This is a genomic window from Clostridium sp. AF02-29 (assembly GCF_934835585.1).
GTDB classification, from domain to species: Bacteria; Bacillota; Clostridia; order Lachnospirales; family Lachnospiraceae; genus Otoolea; species Otoolea fessa.
In genome coordinates, this window is record NZ_CAKVZK010000021.1 from 20,370 (window position 1) to 46,686 (window position 26,317).

Annotated in this window: 27 protein-coding genes; 22 read left to right on the plus strand and 5 right to left on the minus strand. The window is 50.3% G+C overall.

What is annotated here, in order from left to right:
- The first annotated feature begins 8 nt into the window (after window positions 1–8).
- The 11 genes from PUQ60_RS06845 to PUQ60_RS06895 all read left to right on the plus strand — a co-directional run bounded on the left by PUQ60_RS06845 (window position 9) and on the right by PUQ60_RS06895 (window position 10,780).
- The gene (locus PUQ60_RS06845; protein ID WP_273379254.1) at window positions 9–1,694 is read left to right on the plus strand and encodes a DVU_1551 family NTP transferase; all 1,686 of its coding nucleotides are present in this window, start codon (window positions 9–11) and stop codon (window positions 1,692–1,694) included.
- Between the two features lie 21 nt (window positions 1,695–1,715).
- Entirely contained in the window at window positions 1,716–2,735 is a 1,020-nt protein-coding gene (locus PUQ60_RS06850; RefSeq protein WP_118684152.1) for a molybdopterin-binding protein, read from the plus strand.
- A 69-nt stretch (window positions 2,736–2,804) separates the two neighbouring features.
- On the plus strand, window positions 2,805–3,881 hold the full coding sequence (locus tag PUQ60_RS06855; RefSeq protein ID WP_273379251.1) for an XdhC/CoxI family protein: 1,077 nt from the start codon (window positions 2,805–2,807) through the stop codon (window positions 3,879–3,881).
- Between the two features lie 390 nt (window positions 3,882–4,271).
- Window positions 4,272–5,126, plus strand: a complete 855-nt coding sequence (modA, locus tag PUQ60_RS06860; protein WP_273379250.1) for a molybdate ABC transporter substrate-binding protein — start codon at window positions 4,272–4,274, stop codon at window positions 5,124–5,126.
- A 261-nt stretch (window positions 5,127–5,387) separates the two neighbouring features.
- Window positions 5,388–6,167, plus strand: a complete 780-nt coding sequence (gene modB, locus PUQ60_RS06865; protein WP_337626183.1) for a molybdate ABC transporter permease subunit — start codon at window positions 5,388–5,390, stop codon at window positions 6,165–6,167.
- Window positions 6,164–7,252 (plus strand): ATP-binding cassette domain-containing protein, encoded by a 1,089-nt coding sequence (locus tag PUQ60_RS06870; protein WP_273379248.1) that lies wholly within the window; start codon window positions 6,164–6,166, stop codon window positions 7,250–7,252. Before modB ends, PUQ60_RS06870 begins: the two co-directional genes overlap by 4 nt.
- Before the next feature lies 1 nt (window position 7,253).
- Entirely contained in the window at window positions 7,254–8,264 is a 1,011-nt protein-coding gene (locus PUQ60_RS06875) for an NTP transferase domain-containing protein (protein ID WP_022360484.1), read from the plus strand.
- A complete protein-coding gene (moaC, locus tag PUQ60_RS06880) occupies window positions 8,239–8,715 on the plus strand; it encodes a cyclic pyranopterin monophosphate synthase MoaC (RefSeq protein WP_022360485.1) in 477 nt (158 codons plus the stop codon). Before PUQ60_RS06875 ends, moaC begins: the two co-directional genes overlap by 26 nt.
- Window positions 8,712–9,692 (plus strand): GTP 3',8-cyclase MoaA, encoded by a 981-nt coding sequence (gene moaA, locus PUQ60_RS06885; protein WP_118468939.1) that lies wholly within the window; start codon window positions 8,712–8,714, stop codon window positions 9,690–9,692. The genes moaC and moaA overlap by 4 nt, the downstream gene beginning before the upstream one ends.
- Before the next feature lie 132 nt (window positions 9,693–9,824).
- Window positions 9,825–10,262, plus strand: a complete 438-nt coding sequence (locus PUQ60_RS06890; RefSeq protein ID WP_273379241.1) for an MOSC domain-containing protein — start codon at window positions 9,825–9,827, stop codon at window positions 10,260–10,262.
- Window positions 10,263–10,291: 29 nt separating this feature from the next.
- On the plus strand, window positions 10,292–10,780 hold the full coding sequence (locus PUQ60_RS06895) for a MogA/MoaB family molybdenum cofactor biosynthesis protein (protein WP_022360488.1): 489 nt from the start codon (window positions 10,292–10,294) through the stop codon (window positions 10,778–10,780).
- A 176-nt stretch (window positions 10,781–10,956) separates the two neighbouring features.
- On the opposite strand, the gene PUQ60_RS06900 is transcribed toward PUQ60_RS06895, so the two are convergent.
- From PUQ60_RS06900 to PUQ60_RS06920, 5 genes are all read right to left on the minus strand, one after another.
- The gene (locus PUQ60_RS06900; protein ID WP_022360489.1) at window positions 10,957–11,658 is read right to left on the minus strand and encodes a response regulator transcription factor; all 702 of its coding nucleotides are present in this window, start codon (window positions 11,656–11,658) and stop codon (window positions 10,957–10,959) included.
- Complete coding sequence (locus PUQ60_RS06905; protein ID WP_273482889.1) at window positions 11,651–13,612, minus strand: DUF4118 domain-containing protein; 1,962 nt, start codon at window positions 13,610–13,612, stop codon at window positions 11,651–11,653. The genes PUQ60_RS06900 and PUQ60_RS06905 overlap by 8 nt, the downstream gene beginning before the upstream one ends.
- Before the next feature lie 81 nt (window positions 13,613–13,693).
- Complete coding sequence (locus PUQ60_RS06910) at window positions 13,694–13,978, minus strand: hypothetical protein (RefSeq protein WP_146143920.1); 285 nt, start codon at window positions 13,976–13,978, stop codon at window positions 13,694–13,696.
- A gap of 17 nt (window positions 13,979–13,995) precedes the next feature.
- Window positions 13,996–14,643: a TrkA family potassium uptake protein gene (locus PUQ60_RS06915; RefSeq protein WP_273482887.1), complete on the minus strand. Its 648-nt coding sequence runs from the start codon at window positions 14,641–14,643 to the stop codon at window positions 13,996–13,998.
- 13 nt (window positions 14,644–14,656) lie between these two features.
- A complete protein-coding gene (locus PUQ60_RS06920) occupies window positions 14,657–15,997 on the minus strand; it encodes a potassium transporter TrkG (protein WP_273482888.1) in 1,341 nt (446 codons plus the stop codon).
- 243 nt (window positions 15,998–16,240) lie between these two features.
- On the opposite strand from PUQ60_RS06920, the gene PUQ60_RS06925 reads away from it, so the two are divergent.
- The 11 genes from PUQ60_RS06925 to PUQ60_RS06975 all read left to right on the plus strand — a co-directional run bounded on the left by PUQ60_RS06925 (window position 16,241) and on the right by PUQ60_RS06975 (window position 26,287).
- The gene (locus tag PUQ60_RS06925) at window positions 16,241–17,008 is read left to right on the plus strand and encodes an NAD(P)-binding domain-containing protein (RefSeq protein WP_022360494.1); all 768 of its coding nucleotides are present in this window, start codon (window positions 16,241–16,243) and stop codon (window positions 17,006–17,008) included.
- A 261-nt stretch (window positions 17,009–17,269) separates the two neighbouring features.
- Window positions 17,270–18,442 (plus strand): ATP phosphoribosyltransferase regulatory subunit, encoded by a 1,173-nt coding sequence (locus tag PUQ60_RS06930; protein WP_273381059.1) that lies wholly within the window; start codon window positions 17,270–17,272, stop codon window positions 18,440–18,442.
- Complete coding sequence (gene hisG, locus PUQ60_RS06935) at window positions 18,436–19,149, plus strand: ATP phosphoribosyltransferase (RefSeq protein WP_022360496.1); 714 nt, start codon at window positions 18,436–18,438, stop codon at window positions 19,147–19,149. Before PUQ60_RS06930 ends, hisG begins: the two co-directional genes overlap by 7 nt.
- A gap of 6 nt (window positions 19,150–19,155) precedes the next feature.
- Window positions 19,156–20,271: a histidinol-phosphate transaminase gene (hisC, locus tag PUQ60_RS06940; RefSeq protein WP_273381061.1), complete on the plus strand. Its 1,116-nt coding sequence runs from the start codon at window positions 19,156–19,158 to the stop codon at window positions 20,269–20,271.
- 109 nt (window positions 20,272–20,380) lie between these two features.
- Window positions 20,381–20,977: an imidazoleglycerol-phosphate dehydratase HisB gene (hisB, locus tag PUQ60_RS06945; RefSeq protein ID WP_117796589.1), complete on the plus strand. Its 597-nt coding sequence runs from the start codon at window positions 20,381–20,383 to the stop codon at window positions 20,975–20,977.
- 108 nt (window positions 20,978–21,085) lie between these two features.
- Window positions 21,086–21,703, plus strand: a complete 618-nt coding sequence (hisH, locus tag PUQ60_RS06950; RefSeq protein ID WP_273381063.1) for an imidazole glycerol phosphate synthase subunit HisH — start codon at window positions 21,086–21,088, stop codon at window positions 21,701–21,703.
- 78 nt (window positions 21,704–21,781) lie between these two features.
- Window positions 21,782–22,492, plus strand: coding sequence for a 1-(5-phosphoribosyl)-5-[(5-phosphoribosylamino)methylideneamino]imidazole-4-carboxamide isomerase (hisA, locus tag PUQ60_RS06955; RefSeq protein WP_273381065.1), 711 nt, complete (start codon window positions 21,782–21,784; stop codon window positions 22,490–22,492).
- A gap of 93 nt (window positions 22,493–22,585) precedes the next feature.
- The gene (gene hisF, locus PUQ60_RS06960; protein WP_117796566.1) at window positions 22,586–23,344 is read left to right on the plus strand and encodes an imidazole glycerol phosphate synthase subunit HisF; all 759 of its coding nucleotides are present in this window, start codon (window positions 22,586–22,588) and stop codon (window positions 23,342–23,344) included.
- Between the two features lie 270 nt (window positions 23,345–23,614).
- Complete coding sequence (gene hisIE / locus PUQ60_RS06965) at window positions 23,615–24,301, plus strand: bifunctional phosphoribosyl-AMP cyclohydrolase/phosphoribosyl-ATP diphosphatase HisIE (protein ID WP_118524367.1); 687 nt, start codon at window positions 23,615–23,617, stop codon at window positions 24,299–24,301.
- 358 nt (window positions 24,302–24,659) lie between these two features.
- A complete protein-coding gene (locus PUQ60_RS06970; RefSeq protein WP_273381067.1) occupies window positions 24,660–25,853 on the plus strand; it encodes an ATP-binding protein in 1,194 nt (397 codons plus the stop codon).
- 2 nt (window positions 25,854–25,855) lie between these two features.
- Complete coding sequence (locus PUQ60_RS06975; protein ID WP_273381068.1) at window positions 25,856–26,287, plus strand: RloB family protein; 432 nt, start codon at window positions 25,856–25,858, stop codon at window positions 26,285–26,287.
- The last annotated feature ends 30 nt before the right edge of the window (window positions 26,288–26,317 follow it).

Sequence of the window (26,317 nt, forward strand, 5' to 3'; positions counted from 1 at the left end):
AGGATAGAATGCGGACGATTTATTTGATCCGGCATGGGAAGCCGGAATTTCCAGATGAACGGAAATACTGTATCGGACGGACGGATCTGCCGCTTTCAGAGGAAGGGCGGACACAGATTCGGGCGCTGGGGGAGACATTTGCGGGACGCAGAATTGAAAAGATTTATACCAGCCCGTTAAAGCGCTGCCGGGAGTCAGCCGCGATCCTGCAGGAAGTGATTGACAGAAGTATTCCGATTGAGGTCGTAGATGGTCTGGCGGAGATTGACATGGGGGAATGGGATGGTCATTCCTTCGATGAAATCCGGGAACAGTTTCCAGCGGAGTATGTGGCACGAGGGGCAGATATGTACGATTTCCGACCGCCGCAGGGAGAGAGTTTTGCAGATTGTGCGGGGCGCGCCAGGACAATCTGGAATGAACTCCGGATGAAGAGCCGGGGCGATATTCTGGTAATCGGGCACGCGGGTTGGTTCCGGACACTGATCAGCGGCTGGGAGAAGCGGAAAAAGACAGAACTTCTGCAGATTCCCTTTGGCTACGGACAGGTGTATGAAAGAAAGGATTATGTATTTGACGCCTTGATCTCGGCGGCGGGGCGATCCTCGCGGATGGGGGATTTCAAACCGCTCATGAAGCTCGGCGCCCAGACGGTCCTGGAACGTGAGATACAGACGCTGCGGGCGTGCGGCGTACATGAAATCACGATCATTACCGGACGCCGGGCGGAAGATATACGCGCGGCGGCTGCGGGACCGGGAATCCATTTCATCCACAATCCGGCGTATGCGGAGACGAAAATGTTTGATTCCGTCTGCCTGGGGCTTTCCTATTATGAGGAAAAGCGGAAAACGGCAGGAAAGGAGACGCTGGATGGCATTTTCTTTTTCCCGGTGGATGTGCCGCTGTTTACGCCATTTACGCTGGAATATGAAAAATACCGATTTGCGGAGGGCGATGGGGATGTCTATCTCCCGGAGTATGAGAAAATACCGGGGCATCCGCTTCTGATCCGTGCAGATGTGATCGAAAAACTGCTGCAGCATGACGGAACGATGGGGCTTAAAGGCGCCTGTGAACAGCCGGAAATCCGCCGGATTCCCCTGGATGTGCCGGATCCGGGCTGCGCGTTTGATGCGGATACACAGGAAGAGTTTCAGAAATTGCGTGATTGGGAGAGAAAACGTCCTGTCCCGGACAAAGAGGAGTGTGAACGTCTGCTTGCATGGTTTCACACGCCGGAGGCGACGGTGCGCCATAGCCGGGCGGTTGCGGAGCTGGCCGTGGAATTGGCAGATAGAGTTCTAAAGCATAGGGCGGAAACGTGTGTGGAGATGACATACAAAAGCCCTCCAATCGATAAACACAAAATCTATGCGGCGGCGCTTCTTCATGACATCGCCAAAGCATACCCCGAACATCCGGAGACAGGGGCGGGATGGCTGCGGCTTCTGGGACATACCGGGATCGCGGATATCGTTGCGGATCATATGGATCTGCCGGAAGAAAAGCTGGGATATCTGAATGAAAGCCTGATCGTGTATCTGGCGGACAAGCAGGTACAGGGAGAACGGCGTGTAACGATCGAAGAACGGTTTGCGGCAAAACGGGAGAAATTTAAGGATAACCCGGAGGCGCTGGCGGGCGTGGAACGGCGGTATCAGCTGGCAAAGCGTGCGGAGGCATTACTATAAAAAGGAAAAGAGGAAAATCATATGAAATTAATGAAAACAACCGAGGCAGTCGGACAGGTACTCTGCCATGACATGACGCAGATTATTCCGGACGTGACGAAGGACGCCGTATTCCGCAAGGGACATATCGTGCGTGAGGAGGACATCCCGGTACTGCTTTCGATTGGAAAAGATCATATTTATGTCTGGGAAAAGGACGATACAAAATATCATGAGGACGAGGCGGCGGACATTCTGCGCGGCATCTGCCAGAATGAGTATATGCGTGCAACCGATCCGAAGGAAGGCAAGATAGAGCTGATTGCGGAGTCGGACGGTCTGTTTCAGGTCGATGAAGAACGCCTCTTAAAGGTCAACAGCCTGCCGGAGATGATGATCGCGACCCGCCGGACGAATTTTCCGGTAAAAAAAGGTGATAAGTTAGCCGGAACCCGTGTGATCCCGCTGGTAATTGAAAAAGAAAAAATGGAAGAGGCTAAGAAGGCAGCGGGTTCAGAGCCGCTGTTAAAGCTGCTTCCGTATAAAAATAAGAAAGCGGGCATTGTGACGACCGGAAATGAAGTGTTCTATGGACGGATTGAGGATAAATTTGGCCCGGTCATCCGGGAAAAGCTTCAGGAATTTGGTGTGGAAGTTCTGGGACAGAAGATTATAGGGGACAATCCGGATAAAATCACGGAGGCAATCCAGGAATGGCTGGATCAGGGCGCCGATTTTGTTGTCTGTACCGGCGGCATGAGCGTCGATCCGGATGATACGACACCGAGCGCGATCAAGCAGACCGGGGCGGAGGTTGTCTCCTACGGCGCACCGGTACTTCCGGGAGCGATGTTCTTGCTGGCATATACGAAGGACGGAAAGCCGATCATGGGACTTCCGGGCTGCGTGATGTATGCGAAGAGGACCATCTTTGATCTGGTGCTGCCGCGTGTGATGGCAGATGTGCCAGTGACAAAAGCGGATCTGGCGAAAATGGGCGCAGGTGGTCTGTGCTTAAATTGTCCAACCTGTATTTTCCCGAACTGCGGTTTTGGTAAATAATCGAGCCAGAGAGCGGCGATGAGGCAGCAACCGCGATGGCACAACTGCGAAATGAGAAATGGATGGCTCATGCAGTATAAAAGAGAGGAAGTGCGTGATATGAATCTGTATGGGGAGATTCTGAAAAAACTGGAAGGGACGCCGTGTCTGGCGCTCGAGAGAAGCTTTGTGGGAGAAGAGGGAAATCTAGCAGATATGCGCTGTGAACTGAGAGAAGGCGCAGAGGCGTCAGAGATTGGAAAAGAAGCCCTGACACAGGGGCAGCCGGTCTGTGGGCGCGCCGGAAGCAGTTGGAATGTGGCGGAACCATTTTTCCCGAAAGAGCGCCTGATTATTCTCGGAGGCGGCCATGTGGCTCTTCCGGTGGCAGAATTTGGCGCGCGCGTCGGATTCCTGGTAACTGTGGTGGACGACCGCCTTTCCTTCGCGAATCCGGGACGTTTCCCGATGGCAGAGAAGGTGATCTGTGATGACTTTGGGCATGCGATCAAAGAACTCAAGATTCAGGAGAGCGACTATATCTGTATCGTTACGCGCGGACACCGCCACGATGCGGACTGCCTGCGGATGATTGGAAAAGGAAAAGAACCGGCGTATCTCGGCATGATTGGTTCGAGACGCCGCGTCGGTATCGTGAAACAGGAGCTTCTGGAAGAAGGTTACGATCCAGAGCGGATGAGCCGTTTAAAGAGCCCGATCGGTTTAAAGATCGGCGGTGTGACACCGGAGGAGATCGCGATCTCGATTTTGGCGGAGATCATACAGGTAAAGCGCATGGATCGGGAAGACAAACGTGTGAAAAACCGTTCCGATCTGGATTTTGATGTGCTGAAACGCCTGGCGGATGAGCCGGATGAGCCGAAAGCAGTGGTCACGGTGATTGAATCAAAGGGTTCCTCCCCGCGCGGGGCAGGCGCGAAGATGATTGTCTACCGGGACGGACGGATTCTCGGCAGCATCGGCGGCGGCTGCAGCGAGGCGGCCGTGCTGGGCGAGGCACGTTCTCTGATCGGAAGCGGCAGGTACAAAGTAGTTCATGTAGATCTGACCGGCGAGGCGGCGGAAGATGAAGGAATGGTCTGCGGCGGCATTATGGATGTGCTGGTGGAAGACTTTGCCACGGATCGGGAACCGTGTGACCGGTAAGGAAACCGAAGCACCGGCGTATTTGGATACAAAATTTCAAATAAATGAAAAATAAAAAGATAAAAATAAAATACATGAAAAATCATCATAACAATTTCATGAAAATAGACGGAAAGGTTTGGAAAGAAAAACTGGAAAATTCATAAGAATAAAGGGAAAATGCAGAAAAAAGACTCGTTATTATTTAATGCACATAACGACTATGTGCATTAAATAAGAATCATTGTAAAGATTGACAAAAAAAGTGCCACGTGCTACTATTTGATTAGCAAATATCATTATAATTTTCCGAAAATAACGGAAGGGTAAAAACCACATTGCTATGGCGTGAGGAATCGAAACGAGAAGGACGCCGGAAACGTGTGCGTGAAATGAGGGAGGAACCAAGATATGAGAAAAACGTGGGCACTTGTAATGGCAGCAGCGATGGCGGCAGCATCCCTGACCGCATGTTCATCCAGCAAACCGGCTGAGACAGCAGCACCGGAAACGGAGGCAGAGGCAGCTGAGACAGAAGAGACCGAAGCGGAAGCAACCGGCGACCAGCAGGAGATTCTGGTAGCGGCAGCAGCCAGCCTTCAGTACGTTATGGAAGACAAGATTCAGCCGGCATTTGAGAAAGAGAATCCGGACATCAAGCTGAGCTTTACCTTTGACAGTTCAGGAAAGCTGCAGACCCAGATCGAAGAGGGCGCGGATGCAGACGTATTCTTCTCTGCAGCGATGAAGCAGATGAACGCGCTGGAGGACGAGGGACTGGTTGATGCAGATTCTGTCGTAGAGCTTCTGGAAAATAAGATCGCCCTGATCGTTCCGAAGGATTCTACACTGGGAATTACCGGTTTTGAGGATATCACAAAGGCAGAGAAGATTGCACTCGGCGATCCGGAGAGTGTTCCGGTTGGACAGTACTCCAAGGAAGCCTTTGAGAACCTGGGTATGTGGGATGATGTAGAGGCTAAGACAAGCTTTGGTACCAATGTAACCGAGGTTTTAAGCTGGGTAGCAGCCGGAAGCGCAGATGCAGGTATCGTATACCTGACCGATGCAACCACCAGCGATCAGTTTGACCAGGTAAAGGTTATCGGATATGCACCGGAAGGAAGCGTATCGAAGGTTATCTATCCGGTTGGTGTTGTAAGTGCAAGCACAAAGAAAGATGCAGCACAGAAGTTTGTAGATTATCTGGGAACTGATGATGCGCTCTCCTTCTTTGCGGAGTATGGCTTCACAGCAAATAAATAAGCCGGGAGCGATGACTGTCTGGGATATGCAGCTGACTGTGTGAACAGAAAGCAGGACAGCGAAGGACAGACAGTGAACCATGTATGGAATAAAATCCGCCGCAGAATGCAGGGTCCGTTGAAAACCAGGTGTTCTGCGGCAGTTTTTATCTCAGTCGAGAAGACTCCCACCTCTTTAGGTGGCGAGTAATAGCAAATTTGTCTCAGTGGGAGTTGGGTCTCACGGACGTTCGACTTGATTCATAGGAAAGGGAGAAGAAAGATGGACTGGTCTCCGATATGGATATCGATGAAAACAGCAACGCTGTCAATCATTATTACGTTTTTTCTGGGAGTCTGGATGGCGCGGCTGGTGGTATCGGCACGCTCTGAGAAAGTGAAAATGGTGCTGGACGGCATCCTGACGCTTCCGATGGTCCTGCCGCCGACGGTAGCAGGATTCTTCCTGCTGATGATTTTCGGTGTAAAACGACCGCTCGGACAGCTGTTTCTGGAATTGTTTGGCGTCAAGATTGTATTTTCATGGGCGGCAACGGTGATCGCGGCGGTGGCGATCTCATTTCCGCTTATGTACCGGGCAGCGCGCGGCGCGTTTGAACAGGTCGATGTGACGCTTATCTATGCGGCTCGGACGCTGGGATTTTCCGAAAGCCGCATTTTCTGGAAGGTGATTCTGCCGTCGGCGATGCCGGGCGTCCTCAGCGGCGCGATCCTTGCCTTTGCGAGAGGACTGGGCGAGTTCGGTGCGACCGCGATGCTGGCGGGCAATATCGCCGGAAAGACGCAGACACTGCCGCTTGCCATCTATTCACAGGTGGCGGCTGGAAAAATGTCGATGGCATACCAGTATGTGTGGATCATCGTGGTGATTTCCTTCCTGGTCGTCGTGCTGATGAATGTGCTGTCGCGGCGGGATATGCGCGGACGCAACAATCATAAAAAGAAAGATAACAGTGTGGAAGCGGGCGGTCAGGATGCAAAGGTTTCGGTGGAACTGTTTGCGGACAGGGAAGCGGATGCACAGAAGGGAGGCGCGCGATGAGCCTGCAGGCGATAATCAAAAAGAGATTTTCCGGCTTTTCGCTGGACGTATCGCTTAACACCGATGGCGGCGTCATGGGCATTCTCGGCGCCTCCGGAAGCGGCAAGAGCATGACGCTCAAGTGTATCGCCGGAATTGAGACGCCGGACGAAGGGCGGATCGTGTTAAACGGCAGGGTGCTCTTTGATTCGGAAAAGCACATCAACCTGCCGCCGCAGAAGCGGAAAGTCGGTTATTTATTCCAAAATTATGCATTGTTTCCGAATATGACCGTAGAAACCAACATTGCAGCGGGGCTTTCGGGCAGCAAGGAGGAAAAACAGGAGGCAGTTGCCCGCATGATCTGTCTCTTTAAATTAGAAGGGCTTGAAAAAAGGTATCCGTCCCAGCTTTCCGGCGGACAGCAGCAGCGTGTGGCGCTGGCGCGCATTCTCGTCTATGAGCCGGATGTGATCATGCTGGATGAACCATTTTCGGCGCTTGATTATTATCTGAAAGAACAACTGCAGTTCCAGGTGCGCGAGGTACTCCGCGGGTACACGGGCGATGTGCTGATGGTCAGCCACAGCCGGGACGAGGTCTATCGGTTCTGCGAGAAGAGCATCATCTTAAACCGTGGACAGGTGGCGATGAAGGGAGAGACGCGGGCGATTTTCCAGAAACCGGAAAATGTTACTGCGGCACGTCTGACAGGCTGTAAAAACTTCAGCCGGATCCGGCGGATCGGCGAATATGAGGTGGAGGCACTCGACTGGGGACTCACGTTTCAGACCGAAGAAGCGGTTGCCGCGGAGCATGCCTATATCGGCATCCGGGCGCACCAGTTTTACCCGGCGCACGGCAGTGCGAATGAATTTACGTGCGAGTGGAGGGACACACTCTGTCAGCCATTTGAGTGGGATGTTTTGCTGCGTCCGGTGGAAAATGCAGGGGCAGCGGGTGACAAAGAAAATGCACTGGAACGCGAGGTGATCTGGTGGAAGGTAGACTATAAGCAGAGTGATTTACTAAACCAGTATCAGCGCGGAGACCGCGTCCGGCTGGGAATTGCACCGGGAGATATCATGCTTTTAAAAGAAGGTTAGAATGATAGAAAAGGGGATATGTATGGCAGATGGGAAAACAGGCGCGATCATCCTGGCGGCAGGGCGGTCGGCGCACATGGAAGAATTAAAGCCGATGCTCCGGATGGGGCAGACCACGATGATACAGAGGGAGATCGACACGATCCGGCAGGCGGGGATCTCGCCGATCGTCGTCGTGACCGGGTATCAGGCAGATGTGCTGGAACGTCATATTTCACACCGTGGTGCGGTCTGTATCCGAAACAAGCGGTATGAGACATCGCAGATGTACGGCTCAATCTGCATGGGACTGCGCCATATCCAGAAAAAAGCCGATCGGGTGCTGTTGTTCCCTGCCGACGTGCCGATGATCACGGCGGACACAATTGAGAAGATGGCGCAGGCGCCCGGAAGCATGGCAGTACCGGTCTGTCAGGGAAAAAAAGGACACCCGGTCATGCTGTCGAAGGAAGTGTTTGGACATATCTTAACGTACCGGGGCGGAAAAGGACTTCGCGGCGCAATGGATGCGTGGGGCGAAGGTGTCCGGGAGATCGAGGTTGAAGATCCGGGTGTTTTACTGGACACCAACACGAAAATGGACTACGAATCGCTGCTTGCCTACGAAAAAGACAGGCAGAAGCGCGGGGAGCTGGCATTTCAGGCGTCGATTTCGCTGAGCCGCGAGGAAGAATGCTTCAGCGCGCTGACGGCGGATTTTCTGGAGGCAGTTGCTGAGAGCGGTTCAATGCTCGGTGCCTGTCAGATCCGGGATATTTCCTACAGCAAGGGCTGGAAAATGCTCAAGATCGCGGAGGCGCAGCTGGGAATCCAGTTTTTAGAGCGCCAGACGGGTGGAAGCAAGGGCGGATTTTCTGTGCTGACGCCGGAGGGAAAGGCGTTTTTAGAAAAATTCCGCCGGATGGAAGCAGCAGTGCAGGCGGCAGCAGAAGCAGCGTTTGAGAAAATCTTTCTGGAGCCGGAAGAAGAGGAAAAGGAGGATACAGATGGAAGAGAAATTAACGCATTTTGATGAAAAGGGAAATGCGATCATGGTAGATGTAACGGAAAAGAAGATTACCAGCCGGACGGCGACGGCATCCGGCAAGATTCACGTCAATGAAGCTGTCATGAAGGCGGTTCTGGAGGGAACGGTTGCCAAGGGCGATGTGTTGGGGGTGGCGCGCGTGGCGGGAATCATGGCGGTGAAGCAGACCGCACACCTGATCCCGATGTGCCACACACTTCTCATCACGAAATGCAGCGTGGATTTTGAGGTGGATGAAAAAGAGCTGACGATCAAGGCACTTTGTACTGCTAAGCTGGAAGGAAAGACCGGCGTCGAGATGGAGGCGCTGACCGGCGTCAGCGTGGCGCTTCTGACCATTTATGATATGTGCAAGGCGATCGATAAGCGGATGGAGATCGGAGAGATACATCTCGATGCAAAATCGGGAGGAAAGAGCGGGGAATTTGTGCGATGATAGACGGATACGGCAGAACGATCGACTACGTCCGGATCTCCGTGACCGATCGATGCAACCTGCGCTGTGTGTACTGTATGCCGGAGGAAGGCGTCGGCAGCATTTCCCATGAAGAGATCCTGCGGTTTGGTGAGATCGAGAGGGTCTGTCAGATTCTGGCAGAGAACGGCATTCAGAAAATCAAGCTGACCGGAGGCGAACCGCTGGTGCGCCGGAGACTGCCGGAGTTAGCAGCAGCGTTAAAACGGATTCCGGGAATCAAGAGCCTGACGATCACGACGAACGGTGTTTTATTAGAAGAAATGTACGATGCGCTGGCGGACGCGGGGGTTGATTCAGTCACGATCAGCCTGGATACGCTGGATGCGTCGGTGTACCGGCAGCTCACACGCCGGGATGAGATCGAAGCGGTCAGACGCGGCCTTCGGACGGCGATCCAGAAAGGCAGGATGCAGATCAAGATAAATTGTGTGCCGGTGCTTGGGATCGAGGAGCAAAAGCTTTTAGAGGTGGCGGAACTGGCGAAAAACCATAACGTGCACGTGCGTTTCATCGAAATGATGCCGATCGGCATGGGAACGCAGTTTGCCTTTGTGAAAGAAGATGCGTTGAAGCATGCGCTGGAAGAGGCATTTGGAACCTTTACCCCGTGCGGGGACGTGGCAGGAAATGGTCCGTGCCATTATTTCGCAGTCCCTGGCTTTCAGGGACGGATCGGTTTTATCAGCGCGGTCAGCCATAAATTCTGTTCCGAATGCAATCGGATCCGGCTGACCTCAGAAGGATTCTTAAAGACCTGTCTCCAGTATGACAATGGGGTGGAATTAAAGACCATTCTGCGCGGCGGCGGTACCGATGAAGACCTGCGCCGGGCGATCGGACAGGCGCTTGCGGAAAAGCCGAAGGGACATAGTTTTGAGAAAAAGACGGAATTTACGGATCGGGAACACCGGGGAATGTCCCAGATAGGCGGATAAGCAGGGTGTTTGTGAGAATTATGATTATGGTTTCTGCGGTGAAAGTGTGAGCCGGCGGAATGTTACAAGTGAAATATCGTATATGAAATATGAAATCGGAAAATTTATGGATAAAGAAAAGGGGAAACAATCATGGGAAAAGTAATCGCAACGTGTACCAGTGAAATCAAAGGTGTTCAGAAGAAAAATGTCCATCAGGTCTGTCTTATCGAGGACTATGGAATCGAGGGTGACGCCCATGCGGGCAAATGGCACCGTCAGGTCAGCCTTCTTTCATATGACCGGATTCAGGAATTCCGCGCGCGGGGGGCGAAGGTCGAGGACGGCGCGTTCGGTGAAAATCTGGTCGTGGAAGGAATCGATTTCAAGACGCTCCCGATCGGGACAAAATTTAAATGCAACGATGTCGTGCTGGAATTGACACAGATCGGAAAAGAATGTCACCATGGATGCGCGATCTTCCAGGCAATGGGCGATTGCATCATGCCGCGCGAGGGCGTATTTACGAAGGTGCTGCACGGCGGCGTGATCAAAGAAGGAGATAATCTGGAGATTCTGGAAGAAGTGTAGGAAAGAGATCAAAGAGAGGTGGGAAACCAATGAGAGCAGCAATTATTACATCCAGTGACTCTGGGTACGCGGGAAAACGGGAGGATGTGAGTGGTCCGGTAATCGCAGAAATGGTGAGAGAGGCTGGTTATGAGGTGGTCTGGCAGAAGGTGCTGCCGGACGACCAGGCGATGTTGGAAGAGGCGATGAAGGAGATCTGCGATGAGGGAAAGGCCGATCTGCTCTTAACAACGGGCGGAACGGGATTTTCTCCGCGCGACGTGATGCCGGAGGCGACGCTGGCGGTCGCGGAACGGATGGTTCCGGGTATCCCGGAGGCGATGCGGGCATACAGCTTACAATTTACAAAGCGGACGATGTTAAGCCGAGCGGCAAGCGGGATCCGCAAACGCACGCTGATCGTCAACCTGCCGGGCAGTCCGAAGGCGGTGCAGGAGTGTCTGGAATACATTCTGCCGCAGCTGGATCATGGATTAAAAATCCTTTTGGGGCTTGATGGGGAGTGTGCTAGAAAGTAGGGAAAGCAGCAAAAACGAAGATGGAAAAACAGATATAATATATAAGACGATGTATGCTAATAGCGAGGACTTTCAAGTCCTCGCTATTTCAACGATGGTCAGCTTATTTGGGGCAGAATGGAATGACCACAAGAAATCTACTCCATTCAGTCATGAATGTTCAGTTCAGGAATTACTTACTCGATGCGGAGCATCCGATAGCCGATTCCGATGTGTGTTTGTATGTATTGCTGCCCGTCTTTTCCGCGTTCCAGCTTTTTGCGCAGGGTCGCCATGAACACCCGCAGAGAAGCGATATCGTTTTCCCAACTGCTGCCCCAAATCTGCTGCGTGATATAGGTGTGTGTCAGAACCTTACCAACATTTTTGGAGAGCAGGCACAGCAGCTTGTATTCGATGGGTGTCAGGTGCAGCTCTGTGCCGTCAAGATATGCGCAGCCTGCCGCATAGTCGATTTTCAGCGCACCATTCGTAAAAATCGGAGAATCCTGCACGGAGTCTGTTTTCATCATCGACAGTCTCCGCTGCGTCACCCGCAGTCGTGCCAACAGTTCGTCCACGGAAAAAGGCTTTGTTAGATAATCATCCGCCCCAGCATCCAGCGCCCCGATTTTATCGGAATCCTCGGTTCTGGCGCTGATTACAATGATCGGCATATTCGACCACGACCGGATTTTTTGGATGACTTCCACGCCGTCCATATCCGGCAGCCCCAGATCAAGCAGTACAATGTCCGGGTTGTGAGACAGCGCTTCCATCACGGCACTTGCGCCGTTTTGCGCCGAAAGATACCTATATTCGTGAGTTTTTAGTGTCATCGTTATTAAATTTCGCACCGGGGTATCATCTTCTACAACGAGGATGAGCGGCTTATTCATTTAAGTTCACCTCACTAAGTGGTATTGTAAAGGAAAAGATGCAGCCATGCGGCGAATTGTCTTTCAACGTCATTTCACCATGATGTGCATGAACAATAGTTTGACAGAGCGTAAGTCCTAGTCCAAGACTTCGGCGGCTGTCGCCAATTGGATTGCCCCCAGTAAAGAACATTTCAAAAACACGTTCCTTCAGTTCATTCGGAATACCGGGACCGTTATCGCTGACACATATTTCAGCCATATTTTCTCGCGGGATTGCCGTGATCCGGATGTTCGAGCCAACTGGAGTATATTTGACTGCGTTATTCACCAGATTGATGAGCACCTGCATGATGAGTCCTGCGTCCATCCGTGCCAGCAACAGTACGTCTCCGCAATCTACTGCGATGTGATGTTCTGCCGCTCTTCGGTCAATATGCCTGAGTGCTTCCGATATGATGTCATCCACGACCTGATCAGAAAGGTGCAGCTTTACGCTGCCGTCTACAATTTTCGTAATGGAAAGCAAGTTCTCAACCAGTCCCGTCAGCCATTGTGCATCGTCATAAATGTCCGTAAAAATTTGTTTCCGTGTCTGCTCATCCAACACGTCATAGCTGTGCAGCAGCGTATCTGCGTTGCCGGAAATCGAGGTCAGTGGTGTCCTGAGATCATGAGAAATCGAACGCAAAAGATTGGCGCGAAGCTGTTCGTTCTTTGCAAGAACGGCAGCTTCTTCCTTTTCTCTGGCATTTCGCAGGTTATCCAGCGCCAGAGAGCACTCGCCGAGGATGGAGAACAGAACGCTGGATGTAAATGCGTCAGGCTGCGTTTGCTTTTCCATCGGAATCCCGACAACACCGTAAATCTGCTGCCCGGTACGGATGGCAAGATACAGCCGTTTTGCCTTTGAAAAGTTTTGCGTCGTTGCTCCGGCGCGCTTGCGGTTTTGCCAGACCCATTGAACCACGTTCTGTTCCCGATCGGTATCTGGGATGCTGTATGGACTACTTCCGTCAGCCGGATAAATGTTCCCATCCAGCAGAGCGTTGCCCTGTGCCGGGTAAATCAGAACGTCTCGCTGCATGAGCTTTTGTATCTGCGTCGCGGTCATCCGATAGACCTCCTCCGGCGTTTCCGCTTTTTGGAGCTGTCTGTTCATATCAAAAAGGAGCTTCGTGCGATAACCGTCCCGTGCGGATAGCTGTGCGTGGGCTTTGAGCTTGGCCGCAAGTGTACTTGTCAAAAGTGCAGCCGCGAACATGACGGCAAAGGTTATCGGGTATTTGCTGCCATAGGCTGCCAAAGACAGCCGGGGCTCCGTCAGAAAATAATTGAACAGGAGGACACTCAAAAAAGCGGACAGCACACCGCAGGTATAGCCGCTGGTAAAAGTGGAAGTCAGAAGCACACCCAGCAGGTAAACCATGATGATATTGTCATTTGCAAAGCTGAGCCGCAGAAAGATCCATCCGATGACCGTCGTAACTGCCAGAATTCCGATGGTCAGAAGTAGTTCCCGGGCGGTCGGAAACGCCGGGCGGGTAGTAAGCGGCTGATTTCTGCGGCAGTTCTTATAGGCTTCCACATCCGGAATAATATAAATATCTACCTCCGGTGCAAGCGTAATGAGCTGTTCTGTCAGCGTCGATTCGCTCCAGAAATGCCGCCGCTGTACGCCGCTTCGCCCAATCACAATTTTGGTCACATCAGAGAGCCGCACATATTCCGCGATCTGTGTCGCCACATCTTCACCATGCGTTGTGACAATTTCTGCGCCAAGCTGCTGCCCCAGACGCATATTCGCCTGCAAACGGACGGTATCTTCCGCGTTCATATCAGCGTCTCCGGGGGTCTGCACGTAAAGTGCGGTAAGACTGGCGCAAAATGCCTGTGCCATTTTCCCTGCCATTCGTACAATGCGTTCATTGGATGGAGACGAGGACAGGCACACAAGAATATGCTCTTTTGGCATTTCGCTTCCTTTATTCTGCACATTTTCACCACCCCTCTTAAACAATATTATAGCAATTATAGCATCAAAATGTGAAGGTTTCTACTGCGCCCAATTGGATTTGTTGTCCGGAAAAGAAATTTGCTCTGAATCATAGATCACGATTTCTACATGGGCATGACTATTGCGAAACTGAGAAAATGTTTCCTCAAGTTCGTCAGGAGAAATATTTCCGACCAGATGCACGCACGGTTCAGCCTGCTGTTGTTCAGACGATTCTTTGATGCGCTTCTGATTTTCGTCCAGAAAGCGATCCAGCCGTTTCATCAAAACCCAGCCGAACAGGAACATTAGCGCCGTCCCAGCGATCAAAACGCTATCTTCCATATACCCTCACCGTCCGTTCAGATTCGGAAGCACTTTTGCAGCGCTTTGTATTCGCCCAACGCTAAAATCGTTATTTCCCCGGACAGCACTGTATCCGGCGTAATGGAAACGTCGGTTTTTCCGGAATGTTTGATGCCGAGAATGTTAATGCCATACTTTCTGCGAATATCCAGTTCACCAACACTTTTGCCGATCCACCCGGCCGGAACTTCTACTTCAAAAATGGCGTGCTGCTCGTCGATCTCTATGTAGTCGAAAATATGGTCGGCAGTGTATCGGATCGCTGCCCATTTTGCCACCTGTTTTTCCGGGTAGACTACCTGGTCGGCACCGTTGCGAAGCAGAAACTTTGCCTGCACATCACGCTCGGCACGCGACACCACGCACTTCGCCCCCAGCTCTTTCAGCAGCGAGGTGGTTTCCAGCGAGTTCTGAAAGTTACCGCTGATGGTTACGATGCAGACATCAAAATTTCCGATGCCAAGAGAGCGAAGAAACTCCGCGTTTGTACTGTCGCCAATTTGTGCGTTGGTGACATATGGCAGCACATCACTGATTCGTTCCTCGTTTGTATCGACCGCCATGACCTGATGCCCCAGCTGAGAAAGCTGTATTGCAATATGCCGTCCGAAGCGGCCTGTGCCAATCAATAGAATGTTTTTCATGTGAAAAGACTCCTTATCCAATCGTGATTTTTTCCTGCGGCAGCTTTGCATTCCCCACTTTTTTGCTGGAAAATGTCGCATAAATGAGGGTAAGACCGCCGACTCTGCCCAGATACATGAGCGTGATCAACACCATTTGCGATGGAATGTGCAGCTGCGGTGTAATACCAAGTGTCAATCCCACCGTCCCGACCGCCGATGCCGTTTCATACAGGCAGGCAGACAGCGGAAGATTCTCATATGCGCTGATAAAGACCGCACCGCCAAAGAACAGCACCAGATACATCGTCAGAATGGTCGCGGCGGTCTTGACGGCGCTGCAATCGACTCTGCGTCCGAAAAATTGGGCACTATCGCGCTGGCGGAAGGTCGCAGTGGCATTGGCAATCAAGACCGCCAGCGTCGTTGTTTTCATGCCGCCTGCTGTAGAACCTGGAGAACCGCCGATGAGCATCAAAAGGATCATCACGCCCTGCGACGCACCGGACATCGCGGATAGACTTACCGTGTTGAAGCCCGCTGTCCTCGGCGTGACGGACTGAAAAAAGGATGCCAGCAGCCGGTTTCCGGCGGGAAGCGCGGAAAAGTCTGAAAAGAAGAAAAACATAGCAGGCAGAAAAATTAAAAAACCTGTCGTGACCAGAATCACCTTGCTCTGCATTCGGTAGCGATGAAACCGCCACTTGTTTTCAAAGATGTCATCCCACGTCAGAAATCCAATACCGCCGATCACGATCAGCAGCATAATCGTGATATTGATTACCGGGCTGTCCGCGTAGCCGGTAAGAGATGGATAGCGGTTGCTTTCTGTCCCAAGAATATCAAACCCGGCGTTGCAAAAAGCAGATATGGAATGAAAAATCGCCATCCAGACGCCGCGCCATCCATAGTCACGGCAGAACACCGGCAGCACGGCAAGCGCCCCCAGCAGCTCAATCAGAAACGTCCCTCGCAGGATGAAGCGTGTCAGACGGACGATTCCGCCGACCTTTGGTGCTGAAATTGCATCCTGCATGGTGCTGCGCTGCATCAGAGAAATTTTTCGCCCGGACAACAGCGCAAACGATGCTGCTACGGTTACGACACCAAGACCACCAATTTGGATCAGTGTCAGAATAACCGCCTGCCCAAAGGTTGACCAGTAGCAGCCTGTATCCTGTACTACAAGCCCGGTCACGCAGACGGCAGAGGTCGCAGTAAACAGCGTTTCATTGAATGGAGTTACATTCTCTCCAGTCGTGGAGATCGGCAGCATCAGCAGTAGCGCTCCGAGTAGAATGACCCCGGCAAAACCCAATGTGATAATTTGAAAAGACGAAAGACGGCGCTTTCGTCGAATAAGCTCTTCCGGCATAAAGGCAGCTCCTTATTTTTGTGATGGTCATATTATACAGCTGGAGATTTTAAGAGCGGATAAGGGAGATTTAGCGATGTATTAAGATTGAATAAAGATGAGTAGGATGCTGGAAAATATGTGTTTTTGGTTGTATACTGTGTATGTGAATAAAATCGGGGGAGTAATTATTAGAAAAGTTCGCTCGGAATCGTCTGGAAAAATTTCGGGTAAACGGAGAGGAGAAAGAGAGGGTAGAAGTTTATGAAACTGGGATTTATTGGGACGGGAATCATTACGACGTCCGTCGTGACTGGATTCTGCGAGAGCGGAATGGAGAATCTGCAGATCGTTGTATCGCCGAGAAATAAAGAACGGGCGCAGATGCTGCATGAAAAATACCCGGAGATCGTGTCGGTCGCGGCGGATAACCAGGAAGTTGTGGACCGGTCGGACTGGGTCTTTGCGGCGCTCCTTCCGAAGGCGGCGGAAGATATCTTAAAACCGCTTCATATCGGACCGGAGAAGAAGTTTATCAATCTGGTTGCAACGCTGAGCTTAAAGCGCATCGAGGAAATGTTTGGATCGAGAGAGATTCTGGCGGATGTTGTGCCTCTGACCTTCGCGGCGAACCGCTTCGGACCGGTGGTGATTTACCCGGATATCCCGGAGGTAGTCGATCTGATGAGTCACGTCGGCAAGCCGGTTCCGGTCGATACGCCGAAGCAGATCGCGATCCTTAGGAGCACGACGGGCCTGATGAGCGCTTACTATATGCTTCTGACCGTCATTATCCAGTGGTGTGAGAGAAACGGGCTGGATGAGCCGTCCGCACGGGCATACATCACCGAATTTACTGGGGCGCTGTCCCGCAAGGCAGCGACGTGGGACGGGGATCTGGAAGACCTTGCCAGAGAAATGACACCGGGAGGACTGAACTGGATGGCGCTGACGCATCTGGAGGAAAAGGATGCGTATACGCCTTGGACGGAGATTCTGGGGCCGATTTTGGAGAAGGTTATAAAAGAATAGAGTCGAGGTGGAAAAACTCGGGGCGCACATTTCTCACGCCCCGAGTTTTTCTTTTAATTAAAGTGTGAGTATTCTAAAAAAGTAGTTGCTTTTTTTAAGAAGGAATGATAGTATATAGAAAACACTTTAGTACGCTACCATGATAGCAAGATAAACAAAAGTGATGGGAGCTATAACGGCAGGATATAGACGAGCGGGTGATTGTCCGGCAGATTTTGTTGAGCCGGGGCGGTTGCGGCGGCAGTTGAGAGGAGATAGAGCATGAATTTAGAGATTCAGAGCCTTCGGAGGGCGGAGGCGGCGACGCTTCGCCTGAGAGGTCTTTATGAGAGCTATGGATACCGCAAGTACCGGATGGGGCGGTTTGAGGAATATAGTTTGTATGTAGCGAATAAAAGTTTCCTGCTGGGGGAAAATGTGCCGACATTTACGGATCTGGACGGACGCCTGATGGCTCTCAAGCCGGACGTGACGCTGAGCATCGCGAAGAACACCAAGGCAGATAAAAATACGTGCGAGAAGGTCTATTATCTGGAGAGTGTGTATCGTGAGAGCAAGGAAAGCCACACTTACAAAGAGATCAGCCAGATGGGACTGGAGTGCATGGGCGGCGTGGATGACTGCGTGATCGCGGAGGTGCTGGCGCTGGCGCTCAAGAGTCTGGCGGATTTTGAGACGGACTATGTGCTCAAGATTTCCAACATGGATTTCGTGGTGGGACTGATGGAAGAGCTTCCGGTCAATGCCGATCAGAAAGATATCATTTTAGGGCTGATCCGGACGAAAAACCGCAGCGGACTGGAAAAACTGTGCGCGGATCTGGCACTGCCGGAGGGCGATACAGAGAAATTGATGAAGGTTTCCGGGCTGTACGGAGAGTTTGGGCGGGTGCTGGCAGAGGCAGGTGCGATCGCGGATACGCCGAAAATGAAAGAGGCGGTTGCCCTGTTATCCCGCCTGTATGAGGTTCTGGAGGCGATGGGACTGGGCGGACAGCTTGACAAGGTGCGGCTGGACTTCTCGATGATCAATGACATTGAATATTATAACGGTATTATTTTTCAGGGATTCTTAGATGGTCTGGCACGCCAGGTGCTTTCCGGCGGTCAGTACGACGGCATGATGGCAAAATTAGGAAAGAAAGCCGATGCGATCGGATTTGCCATCTATTTAAAAGAGCTGGAACGCCTGCCGGAAAAGAGCATCCGCTACGATGTCGATGCGCTGGTACTCTATGAGCCGGATGTCGATGTAGTGCGCCTGTGCCAGGCGGTTGAAAGCCTGCGCCGTCAGGGACTGCGTGTGCGGGTGGAGAAAGCTGTGCCGGAGGATCTGCGTTACTGCTATCTGTACCGGTATGACGGACGTCTTTCCCTGGAAGAGGACCGGGAAACTGCCTTTCAGGAGAATGGAAAGGAGGGCGCGAGATGTTAAACATAGCACTGCCGAAGGGAAGACTGGGCGATCAGGTGTATGAGCTTCTGGCGTCGGTCGGATATGACTGCAAGAGTATTTACGACGAAAATAGAAAACTGGTGTTTGAGAACCCACAGACGGGTGTCCGCTACCTGCTCGTAAAGCCGAGTGATGTGGCAATCTACGTCGAGCACCATGCGGCAGACGTCGGAATCGTCGGAAAAGACATTCTGATGGAGAGCAACCCGGATGTATACGAGCTTCTCGATCTGGGACTTGGAAAATGCCGGATGTGCGTGGCTGGAAAAGAGGATTACGTCGAGGACAAAGACCGACCGGTGCGCGTGGCAACGAAATTTACGAATATTGCGAAAGAGCATTACGCGAAGCTGGGACGCGATATTGATATTATCAAATTAAACGGAAGCATTGAGCTGGCGCCGATTCTGGGACTTTCGGACGTCATCGTGGATATTGTAGAGTCGGGCAGCACGATCCGTGAAAATCACCTGAAAGTGCTGGAAGAGTTCCTGCCGATCAGCGCCCGTTTCATCGCCAACAAGAGCAGCTTTGAGTTTAAAAACAAGCAGATCACCGAGATGGCGGAGAAGCTGAAGGGCGCGGTGGAAGCACACCAGAAGAAAAAGGAACAGGAAAAGAAAGAAAAAGAAGCAAAAGAGAAAGCGGAGAAAGAAACCGCAGCAGAAGATAAAAAGGAGGCGTAGGCAGATATGAGCCGTTTTTTGAGCAAAGCAAGCGAATCACTTCTTCCGTATACACCGGGTGAGCAGCCGCAGGGGCGGAAATTTATCAAGCTGAACACAAACGAATGCCCGTATCCGCCAAGCCCGAAGGTTGCGGAGGCGATTCTGGCAGGGTATGAGGAAAATTCTTCTAAAATTATGCCGCTGGAACTTGCAAATTTACGCCTTTATTCGGATCCGGAAGAGCGCGTCCTTATCGAGGCGATCGCCGATCACTACGGCGTGGGAACAAACCAGGTCATCGCGGGCAATGGTTCCGACGAGATTTTAGGTTTTGCATTCCGGGCATTCTGCGACCAGAATGCGCCGCTTCAGTTCGCGGATCTGACGTATGGCTTTTATCCGGCACTCTGCGGGCTCTATGGAATCCCGTTCAAGGTAGTTCCGCTGGAGGAAGATTTTACCTTAAATATCGAACCGTATAAAAATTGCGGAAATAATGTGATCATCGCCAATCCAAACGCTCCGACAGGCATGAACCTGCCGCTTTCTGCGATTGAGGAAGTAGCGGCGTCCAACCCGGATCGCGTTGTGATGGTGGATGAGGCGTATGTGGATTTCGGCGGCGAATCGTGTGTATCACTGCTTCCGAAATACGAAAATCTGGTGATTATCCAGACCTTTTCCAAATCCCGCAGCTTAGCCGGCGCGCGCGTCGGATTTGCGATCGCAAGCCCGGAACTTATCGCCGACATGAACCGGATCAAATACAGTTTTAACCCGTACAACGTCAACCGCCTGTCGATTCTGGCTGGCGCGGCGGCGATGCGCGACTGGGACTACACGAAAGAATGTACCGGGCGCATCTGCAAAACGCGTGAAAAAACGACCGAGGCGCTCCGGGCACTTGGATTTACTGTGCTGGATTCGAAGACCAACTTCATTTTTGCCAAGAGCGGCGATATGCCGGGAAAAGTCTATTTTGATGGACTGCGCGAGGCAGGAATCCTGGTAAGACGCTGGGACAGCGAGCGGATCAAAGATTACGTCCGCATTTCCATCGGATCCGAGGAAGAGATGGAAACGTTTGTTGAGGAGACGAAGAAACTGGTGGAAGCGGCGAGAAGTGCAGTTGTAAGATAGGCTGGAATTCAATAGGTTCACGCATTTACTGTGGGAACCGTATGAAAATGCTGGCAGCATGGTTTTTGTAGATGGGGCAGCTGTGAATAAGAAAGGAAGGCTGGCAGAAATGTCAAGAGAACGCAAGATTTCATTAGAACGAAACACGGCAGAGACGAAAATCAGCCTGTCGATTGATTTAGATGGAACGGGAAAATATCAGGTCGATACGGGCTGCGGATTTTTAAACCATATGCTGGAGCTCTTTGCCAGACATGGACGGTTTGACCTCACATTGAAATGTGACGGAGATACGCAGGTCGATTACCATCATACGACAGAGGACATCGGAATCGCCATGGGACAGGCAATTTTAGAGGCGCTGGGTGATAAAAAGGGCATCCGCCGTTATGGCAGTTTCCTGCTTCCGATGGATGAAACACTGGTAATGACGGCGCTCGATTTAAGCGGACGTTCCTATCTGGTCATGGATGTGGAGATTCCGACCGAAAAAGTGGGCGATTTTGATACCGAGCTTGTAAAGGAATTTATGATTGCACTGTCCTCCAACAGCCGGATGACGCTGCATTTTAAAATGTTCCACGGCGAAAACAGCCACCATATCATCGAGGCGATGTTCAAGGGACTGGGACGCGCGCTCGGCGAGGCGGTGTCGATTGACGAGAAGTACCGGGACGAGATTCCATCGACAAAAGGGGTATTATGATCTAAGATAAAAGTAAGCATAACAAATCTATTTAATAGGTTTATAATGATTCAGCGGGTTCCTGCGTTGACTGCGGGAACATACATGAATTGATATAGGAGGCTGCAAATGATAACAATTATTGACTACGGCGTGGGAAACCTGTTTTCCCTCAGTTCCTCCCTCAGTTACCTGGGACTGGAAAATAAAGTCAGCCGCGATCCGGAAGATTTAAGAAAAGCGGATCACATCATTTTACCAGGCGTCGGCGCGTATGGCGATGCGATTGCGAAGCTGCGCGGATCCGGAATGGCAGAGCCGCTGCTGGATGAGGCAAAGGCGGGCAAACCGATCATGGGAATCTGCCTCGGAATGCAGCTTCTCTTTGATAAAAGCTATGAATACGGCGAGCATCAGGGTCTGGGACTGATTCCAGGCGTGATGGCAGACTTAAAAGAAGACATTCCGGCAAACTTAAAAGTGCCGCACATGGGTTGGAACAGCCTGCATCTGACAGAAAAAGGAAAGAAGCATCCGCTGTTTAAATACAGCAAAGAGGGCGATTACGTCTACTTTGTCCACAGCTTCTATGGAAAAGATTGTGATGAGAGTCTGCTGGCAACCTCGGAGTACGGCATTCCGGTCACGGCGTCCGCGGCAAATGAAAATATCATGGGCTGCCAGTTTCATCCGGAGAAGAGCGGGGAAGTGGGACTGCGGATTCTGAAGGCGTTTTCGGAGCTATAATTAATAGAAAAACAAGAAAGGTAACTGTTTTTTCAGGCTTGTAGATTGGATTTAAACAGTTATGGAGAGGAAACGGACATGGAGCTATTTCCGGCGATTGATTTGCGGGACGGCAAGGCGGTACGCCTGGTGCAGGGCGATTATAACCAGATGACAGTATTCAGCGACCGGCCGGAAGAGGTGGCGCTGGGATTCAAGGAGCAGGGCGCGAAAAACCTGCATGTGGTCGATCTGGACGGCGCGAAAGACGCGGCGCTGGCAAATTTTGACACGATAGAGAAGCTGATTAAGACAACGGGATTATTTGTAGAAGTCGGCGGCGGCATCCGCAACGAGGTATCCATCGACAAATACCTGTCGCTCGGAGCTGGACGCGTGATTCTCGGCACGGTGGCGGTCACAAATTATCCATTTGTCGAAGAAATGGTCCGCAAATACGGCGATAAAATTGCAGTCGGTGTGGACGCGAAGGACGGTTTTGTGGCGACTCACGGGTGGCTTGAGACGAGCGAGGTAAGAGGCGTTGACTTCTGCCGCCGCCTGCGCGATACGGGAGTGAAAACGGTCATTTACACCGATATTTCCCGTGATGGAAAGATGCAGGGAACGAACCTGGAGCTTTATAAAGAATTATCGCAGATTGAAGGGCTGGATATCGTGGCGTCCGGTGGAATCAGCAGCCTCAAGGAGATTGAGATCTTGAAAAATGAGGTGTATGGTGCGATTTTAGGAAAAGCGCTGTATCTGGGTGCGATTGATTTAAAGGAAGCACTGAAATATTCCGTTTAGGAGAAGCGCCGTATAAAAAGCGGCAAAAAAATCATTCGAATCATTCGAATCGTTCGAATGAATAATCAGAAAAAGAAATCAGGAGGGAACGGCATGATTTCAAAACGTATTATTCCGTGTCTGGATGTAAAGAACGGGCGTGTCGTGAAAGGCGTCAACTTCGAGGGAATCCAGGATGTGGCGGATCCGGTCGAGATGGCAGAATTTTACAACCAGAGCGGCGCGGATGAGCTGGTATTTTATGATATTACGGCAAGTGTAGAAGGAAGAAAAATCTTTACCGACATCCTGACTGAGGCGGCAAAACGGGTTTTCATCCCGCTGACGGTCGGCGGCGGCATCAGCACGCTGGATGATTTCGACCGCGTTTTAAAATGCGGCGCGGACAAGGTCAGCGTCAACAGCGGCGCGATCAAAAATCCGGAGCTTATTACCGAGGCGGCACACCGCTACGGCGATCAGTGTGTGGTGCTTTCGATGGATGTTAAACGTGTTGGAGACGAATACCACGTATTTAAGCAGGGCGGGCGTGTCGATACAGGCATTGATGCGCTGGAATGGGCAGAATCCGGCGTCAGACGCGGCGCAGGCGAGCTGGTGGTCAACAGTATCGATACCGATGGCGTGAAGCAGGGATTTGACATTCCGATGCTTTTGGAGATCGCGAAGCGTGTCGATGTGCCGATTATTGCATCGGGAGGCGCGGGAAAGAAAGAAGACTTTTTAGACCTCTTCCAGTATCCGCAGATCGACGCGGGACTGGCGGCGAGTATTTTCCACCGGAAGGAAGTAAATATTAAGGAACTCAAGCAGTATTTGGCGGAGAATGGGGTGGAGATGCGGTTGATCTAAATCGCATAGATTCCCAAAAAGTTAGAGGGCGGTGCTTTTTCGTGAGTAGGACGGAAAACGGGCGTCCAGAAACTTCCGAAAAACGCTTGCGCTCTTGCGCCTACGCAGCGGTGCTAAGTTCGAAAAGACCTCACTAAGCACCGGCGTATGCGATGTTTTCTACAGTTTTTGGGCGCCTGTTTTCCTAAGGATCGCGGGAGTGGGCGTCGGCGCTGCGTTGGACGCGGGGAATGTATATAAAAAATTTTAGTGGTAAGGTAGGATGAGAGTATGAGTGAGAATATCAACGAGATTGCAGGCGTAGAGCCGTCGTTTAAGATTGATGAGTTAAAGTTTAATGAGAAAGGTCTGATTCCGGCGATTGTGCAGGATCATTATAGCAAAAAGGTTCTGATGATGGCCTGGATGAATAAGGAGAGTCTGGAGATCAGCCTTCGTGAGAAGAAAACCTGTTTTTACAGCCGCAGCCGTCAGGAACTCTGGAGAAAGGGTGAGACGAGCGGGAATGTGCAGCATATTTCCAGTATTTATGCGGACTGCGATAAGGACACCTTGATTGTCGAGGTAGTCAAGGAAGGTCCGGCGTGCCATACGGGCGCGGAGAGCTGCTTCTTTGAGCCGGTTTACCAGAACGAGGAGATCACGCCGTTTTCCTATGAGGGACTTTACGACCTCATTATGGGACGTAAGACGAACCCGAAGGAAGGAAGCTACACCACCTACCTGTTCGACAAAGGTCTGGACAAGATTCTGAAAAAGGTCGGCGAGGAGTGTACCGAGGTTATCATCGCGGCAGCGAAGAAAGACAAGGACGAAACGATCTACGAGCTGGCAGACCTGTGTTACCATGCCATGGTTCTGATGGCAGACGCGGGCATCAGCGTAGAGGATGTGACGAAAGAGCTGGCGAAGCGGCATGTGGTGGATCATAAGGTGAAGCAGGAGTATATGCGGTAGAGCGGGCGAAATTAGAACGATTGAAATTGAAAAAGGTTAGAGGGAAAGCCATGCAGAGGTTCACAGATAGCTGCATGGTTTCCTTTTTTTATTATGAGAGTTTATAACTGTTCACAGGTAGGAATTTTCTGAACTGAAAATTCCGTACGATACAGTTCTGGTTGCAGACTTTGCTTAAGATGTGATATTCAGAAATTCTTACTTGAGTAAGAAAGAATAACCTTTGAGCGAAAGATGGAAGGATGGAAAGATTATGTCAAAAAGATGATGTTAGAACAATAAAATTACGAAAAATCCGTAAAAACATTGACATAAAAATCAAGAATTCGTATATTATATAAAAAGGAGGTACAAAAATATGTTGGTCCAATTTAAAATGAAAAATGTTCTTTCCTTTAAAGAAGAAACGATTTTTGATATGACAGCAATCAGCGCTTATAAGGAACATCCATCGAACCTGATTGATATAGATAAAAAAGAAAAATTTCTGCGGGTAGCGGCTATTTATGGTGCGAATGCCAGCGGAAAGTCCAATTTCGTGTGGGCCCTGAAGCTTTTTAGGCGAATTGTTTCCCAGTCGTTGAACAATGTTGATGATGAAACAGAGTCGGTACTCAAAAAATATAGCAGACCATTTTCTTTTGAAGAAAATAAGGGAAATTCAGAGTTTGAAATTGTACTGATTTTGGGGGATGAGGAGTATCAGTATGGTTTTGAGTATAATTCTGAGAAAATTGTGACGGAATGGCTGTACAGAAAGAACCTAAAGGCAAACCGAAAAGCGATGATTTTTGAGAGAGCGATGCAGGAAGTGAATCTTGGGGATTCTGTCAGAAAAAAATGTGAGGCTTATAAAGAACAAATTCCGTCGGAGACACTTGTGTTATCCTTCTTTAATAAACTTAATTTAAAAACAGATATTTTTAAAACCGTATATTCAGGGATTATGGATATTTTAGTTTTTACATCGGATGATTGTGAAAATACGAACTTCCTGGATGCCATCCTGCCTAGAATTATTGATAACGAAAAAGAAAAATTATTGGAGTTTCTCGCTGCAATTGATATTGGAATAAAGGATATTACGTATAAGAAAAAAGAAAAAGAAACGCTATTTTTTACATTTCATAAGGGAGAAGATGGGGAATTATATCCTTTAAATTTATACGATGAGTCAGAAGGTACAATCAAAAGTATCATGCTTTATATTCATGCTCATATGGCGATTATCAGCAATTATGTACTGGTGATGGATGAATTAAATGTAAAATTACATCCACTGCTGTTGAAATTTTTTATCGACTTATTCTATAATAACGACTCAATGGCTCAGTTGATTTATACCACACATGATACGACATTAATGGATAAGAAATTCTTTCGAAGAGATCAGATTTGGTTTGTACAAAAAGATGAGCTGGGACACTCGGAGTTGTGTGCGCTTTCGGATTTTAAGGTACGTTCCGATGCGTCATTTGAAAAGGATTATCTGGCGGGGGTATATGGAGGAATTCCATTTCTTAAGGAGTTTTCTTTGAAAGAAGGTGAGTAGGTGTGGGAACGGATGATTTATTTAAGAAACGCAGGGCAGAGCGACAAAAGAGAAAGCATGAATTTAAATCGGTTAATACAAATTCGTTTTTAATTGTTACAGAAGGTGAAAAAACAGAGCCACTTTATTTTAAAGGCTTGCAAAAGAAAATTAACGAAAAAGTAAATGGTCGAATTGATATCGTCGAAAGTCCGGTTATAGATATATTCGGACAAGGGTGCAGCACCAGTCGGTTGATAGAAGCAACTGAAGAGATAGTAAAAGATTCAAAGGTGTTTTATCAGAATATATGGGTGGTTTTTGATAAAGACGATTTTAAAGATTTTGATGAGGCAATCCGGCTGGGAAAAGAAAAGGGATATAAAATTGCCTGGAGCAATCAGTCATTCGAATATTGGCTTTATTTACATTTTGATGTTGTCAAGATTGGTTGACACATTTTTCTCAAGGACATCATGGACTAT

Coding starts and splice junctions, on each gene's coding strand:
- hisB (WP_117796589.1), top strand. CDS start 20,381: ATGTCAAGAGAACGCAAGATTTCATTAGAACGAAACACGGCAGAGACG.
- PUQ60_RS06875 (WP_022360484.1), top strand. CDS start 7,254: ATGATAGAAAAGGGGATATGTATGGCAGATGGGAAAACAGGCGCGATC.
- modB (WP_337626183.1), top strand. CDS start 5,388: ATGGACTGGTCTCCGATATGGATATCGATGAAAACAGCAACGCTGTCA.
- PUQ60_RS06895 (WP_022360488.1), top strand. CDS start 10,292: ATGAGAGCAGCAATTATTACATCCAGTGACTCTGGGTACGCGGGAAAA.
- moaC (WP_022360485.1), top strand. CDS start 8,239: ATGGAAGAGAAATTAACGCATTTTGATGAAAAGGGAAATGCGATCATG.
- PUQ60_RS06915 (WP_273482887.1), bottom strand. CDS start 14,643: ATGAAAAACATTCTATTGATTGGCACAGGCCGCTTCGGACGGCATATT.
- PUQ60_RS06845 (WP_273379254.1), top strand. CDS start 9: ATGCGGACGATTTATTTGATCCGGCATGGGAAGCCGGAATTTCCAGAT.
- hisA (WP_273381065.1), top strand. CDS start 21,782: ATGGAGCTATTTCCGGCGATTGATTTGCGGGACGGCAAGGCGGTACGC.
- modA (WP_273379250.1), top strand. CDS start 4,272: ATGAGAAAAACGTGGGCACTTGTAATGGCAGCAGCGATGGCGGCAGCA.
- hisF (WP_117796566.1), top strand. CDS start 22,586: ATGATTTCAAAACGTATTATTCCGTGTCTGGATGTAAAGAACGGGCGT.
- PUQ60_RS06970 (WP_273381067.1), top strand. CDS start 24,660: ATGTTGGTCCAATTTAAAATGAAAAATGTTCTTTCCTTTAAAGAAGAA.
- hisH (WP_273381063.1), top strand. CDS start 21,086: ATGATAACAATTATTGACTACGGCGTGGGAAACCTGTTTTCCCTCAGT.
- PUQ60_RS06910 (WP_146143920.1), bottom strand. CDS start 13,978: ATGGAAGATAGCGTTTTGATCGCTGGGACGGCGCTAATGTTCCTGTTC.
- hisIE (WP_118524367.1), top strand. CDS start 23,615: ATGAGTGAGAATATCAACGAGATTGCAGGCGTAGAGCCGTCGTTTAAG.
- PUQ60_RS06900 (WP_022360489.1), bottom strand. CDS start 11,658: ATGAATAAGCCGCTCATCCTCGTTGTAGAAGATGATACCCCGGTGCGA.
- PUQ60_RS06930 (WP_273381059.1), top strand. CDS start 17,270: ATGAATTTAGAGATTCAGAGCCTTCGGAGGGCGGAGGCGGCGACGCTT.
- PUQ60_RS06890 (WP_273379241.1), top strand. CDS start 9,825: ATGGGAAAAGTAATCGCAACGTGTACCAGTGAAATCAAAGGTGTTCAG.
- PUQ60_RS06925 (WP_022360494.1), top strand. CDS start 16,241: ATGAAACTGGGATTTATTGGGACGGGAATCATTACGACGTCCGTCGTG.
- PUQ60_RS06855 (WP_273379251.1), top strand. CDS start 2,805: ATGCAGTATAAAAGAGAGGAAGTGCGTGATATGAATCTGTATGGGGAG.
- hisC (WP_273381061.1), top strand. CDS start 19,156: ATGAGCCGTTTTTTGAGCAAAGCAAGCGAATCACTTCTTCCGTATACA.
- PUQ60_RS06905 (WP_273482889.1), bottom strand. CDS start 13,612: ATGCCAAAAGAGCATATTCTTGTGTGCCTGTCCTCGTCTCCATCCAAT.
- PUQ60_RS06920 (WP_273482888.1), bottom strand. CDS start 15,997: ATGCCGGAAGAGCTTATTCGACGAAAGCGCCGTCTTTCGTCTTTTCAA.
- PUQ60_RS06850 (WP_118684152.1), top strand. CDS start 1,716: ATGAAATTAATGAAAACAACCGAGGCAGTCGGACAGGTACTCTGCCAT.
- hisG (WP_022360496.1), top strand. CDS start 18,436: ATGTTAAACATAGCACTGCCGAAGGGAAGACTGGGCGATCAGGTGTAT.
- moaA (WP_118468939.1), top strand. CDS start 8,712: ATGATAGACGGATACGGCAGAACGATCGACTACGTCCGGATCTCCGTG.
- PUQ60_RS06870 (WP_273379248.1), top strand. CDS start 6,164: ATGAGCCTGCAGGCGATAATCAAAAAGAGATTTTCCGGCTTTTCGCTG.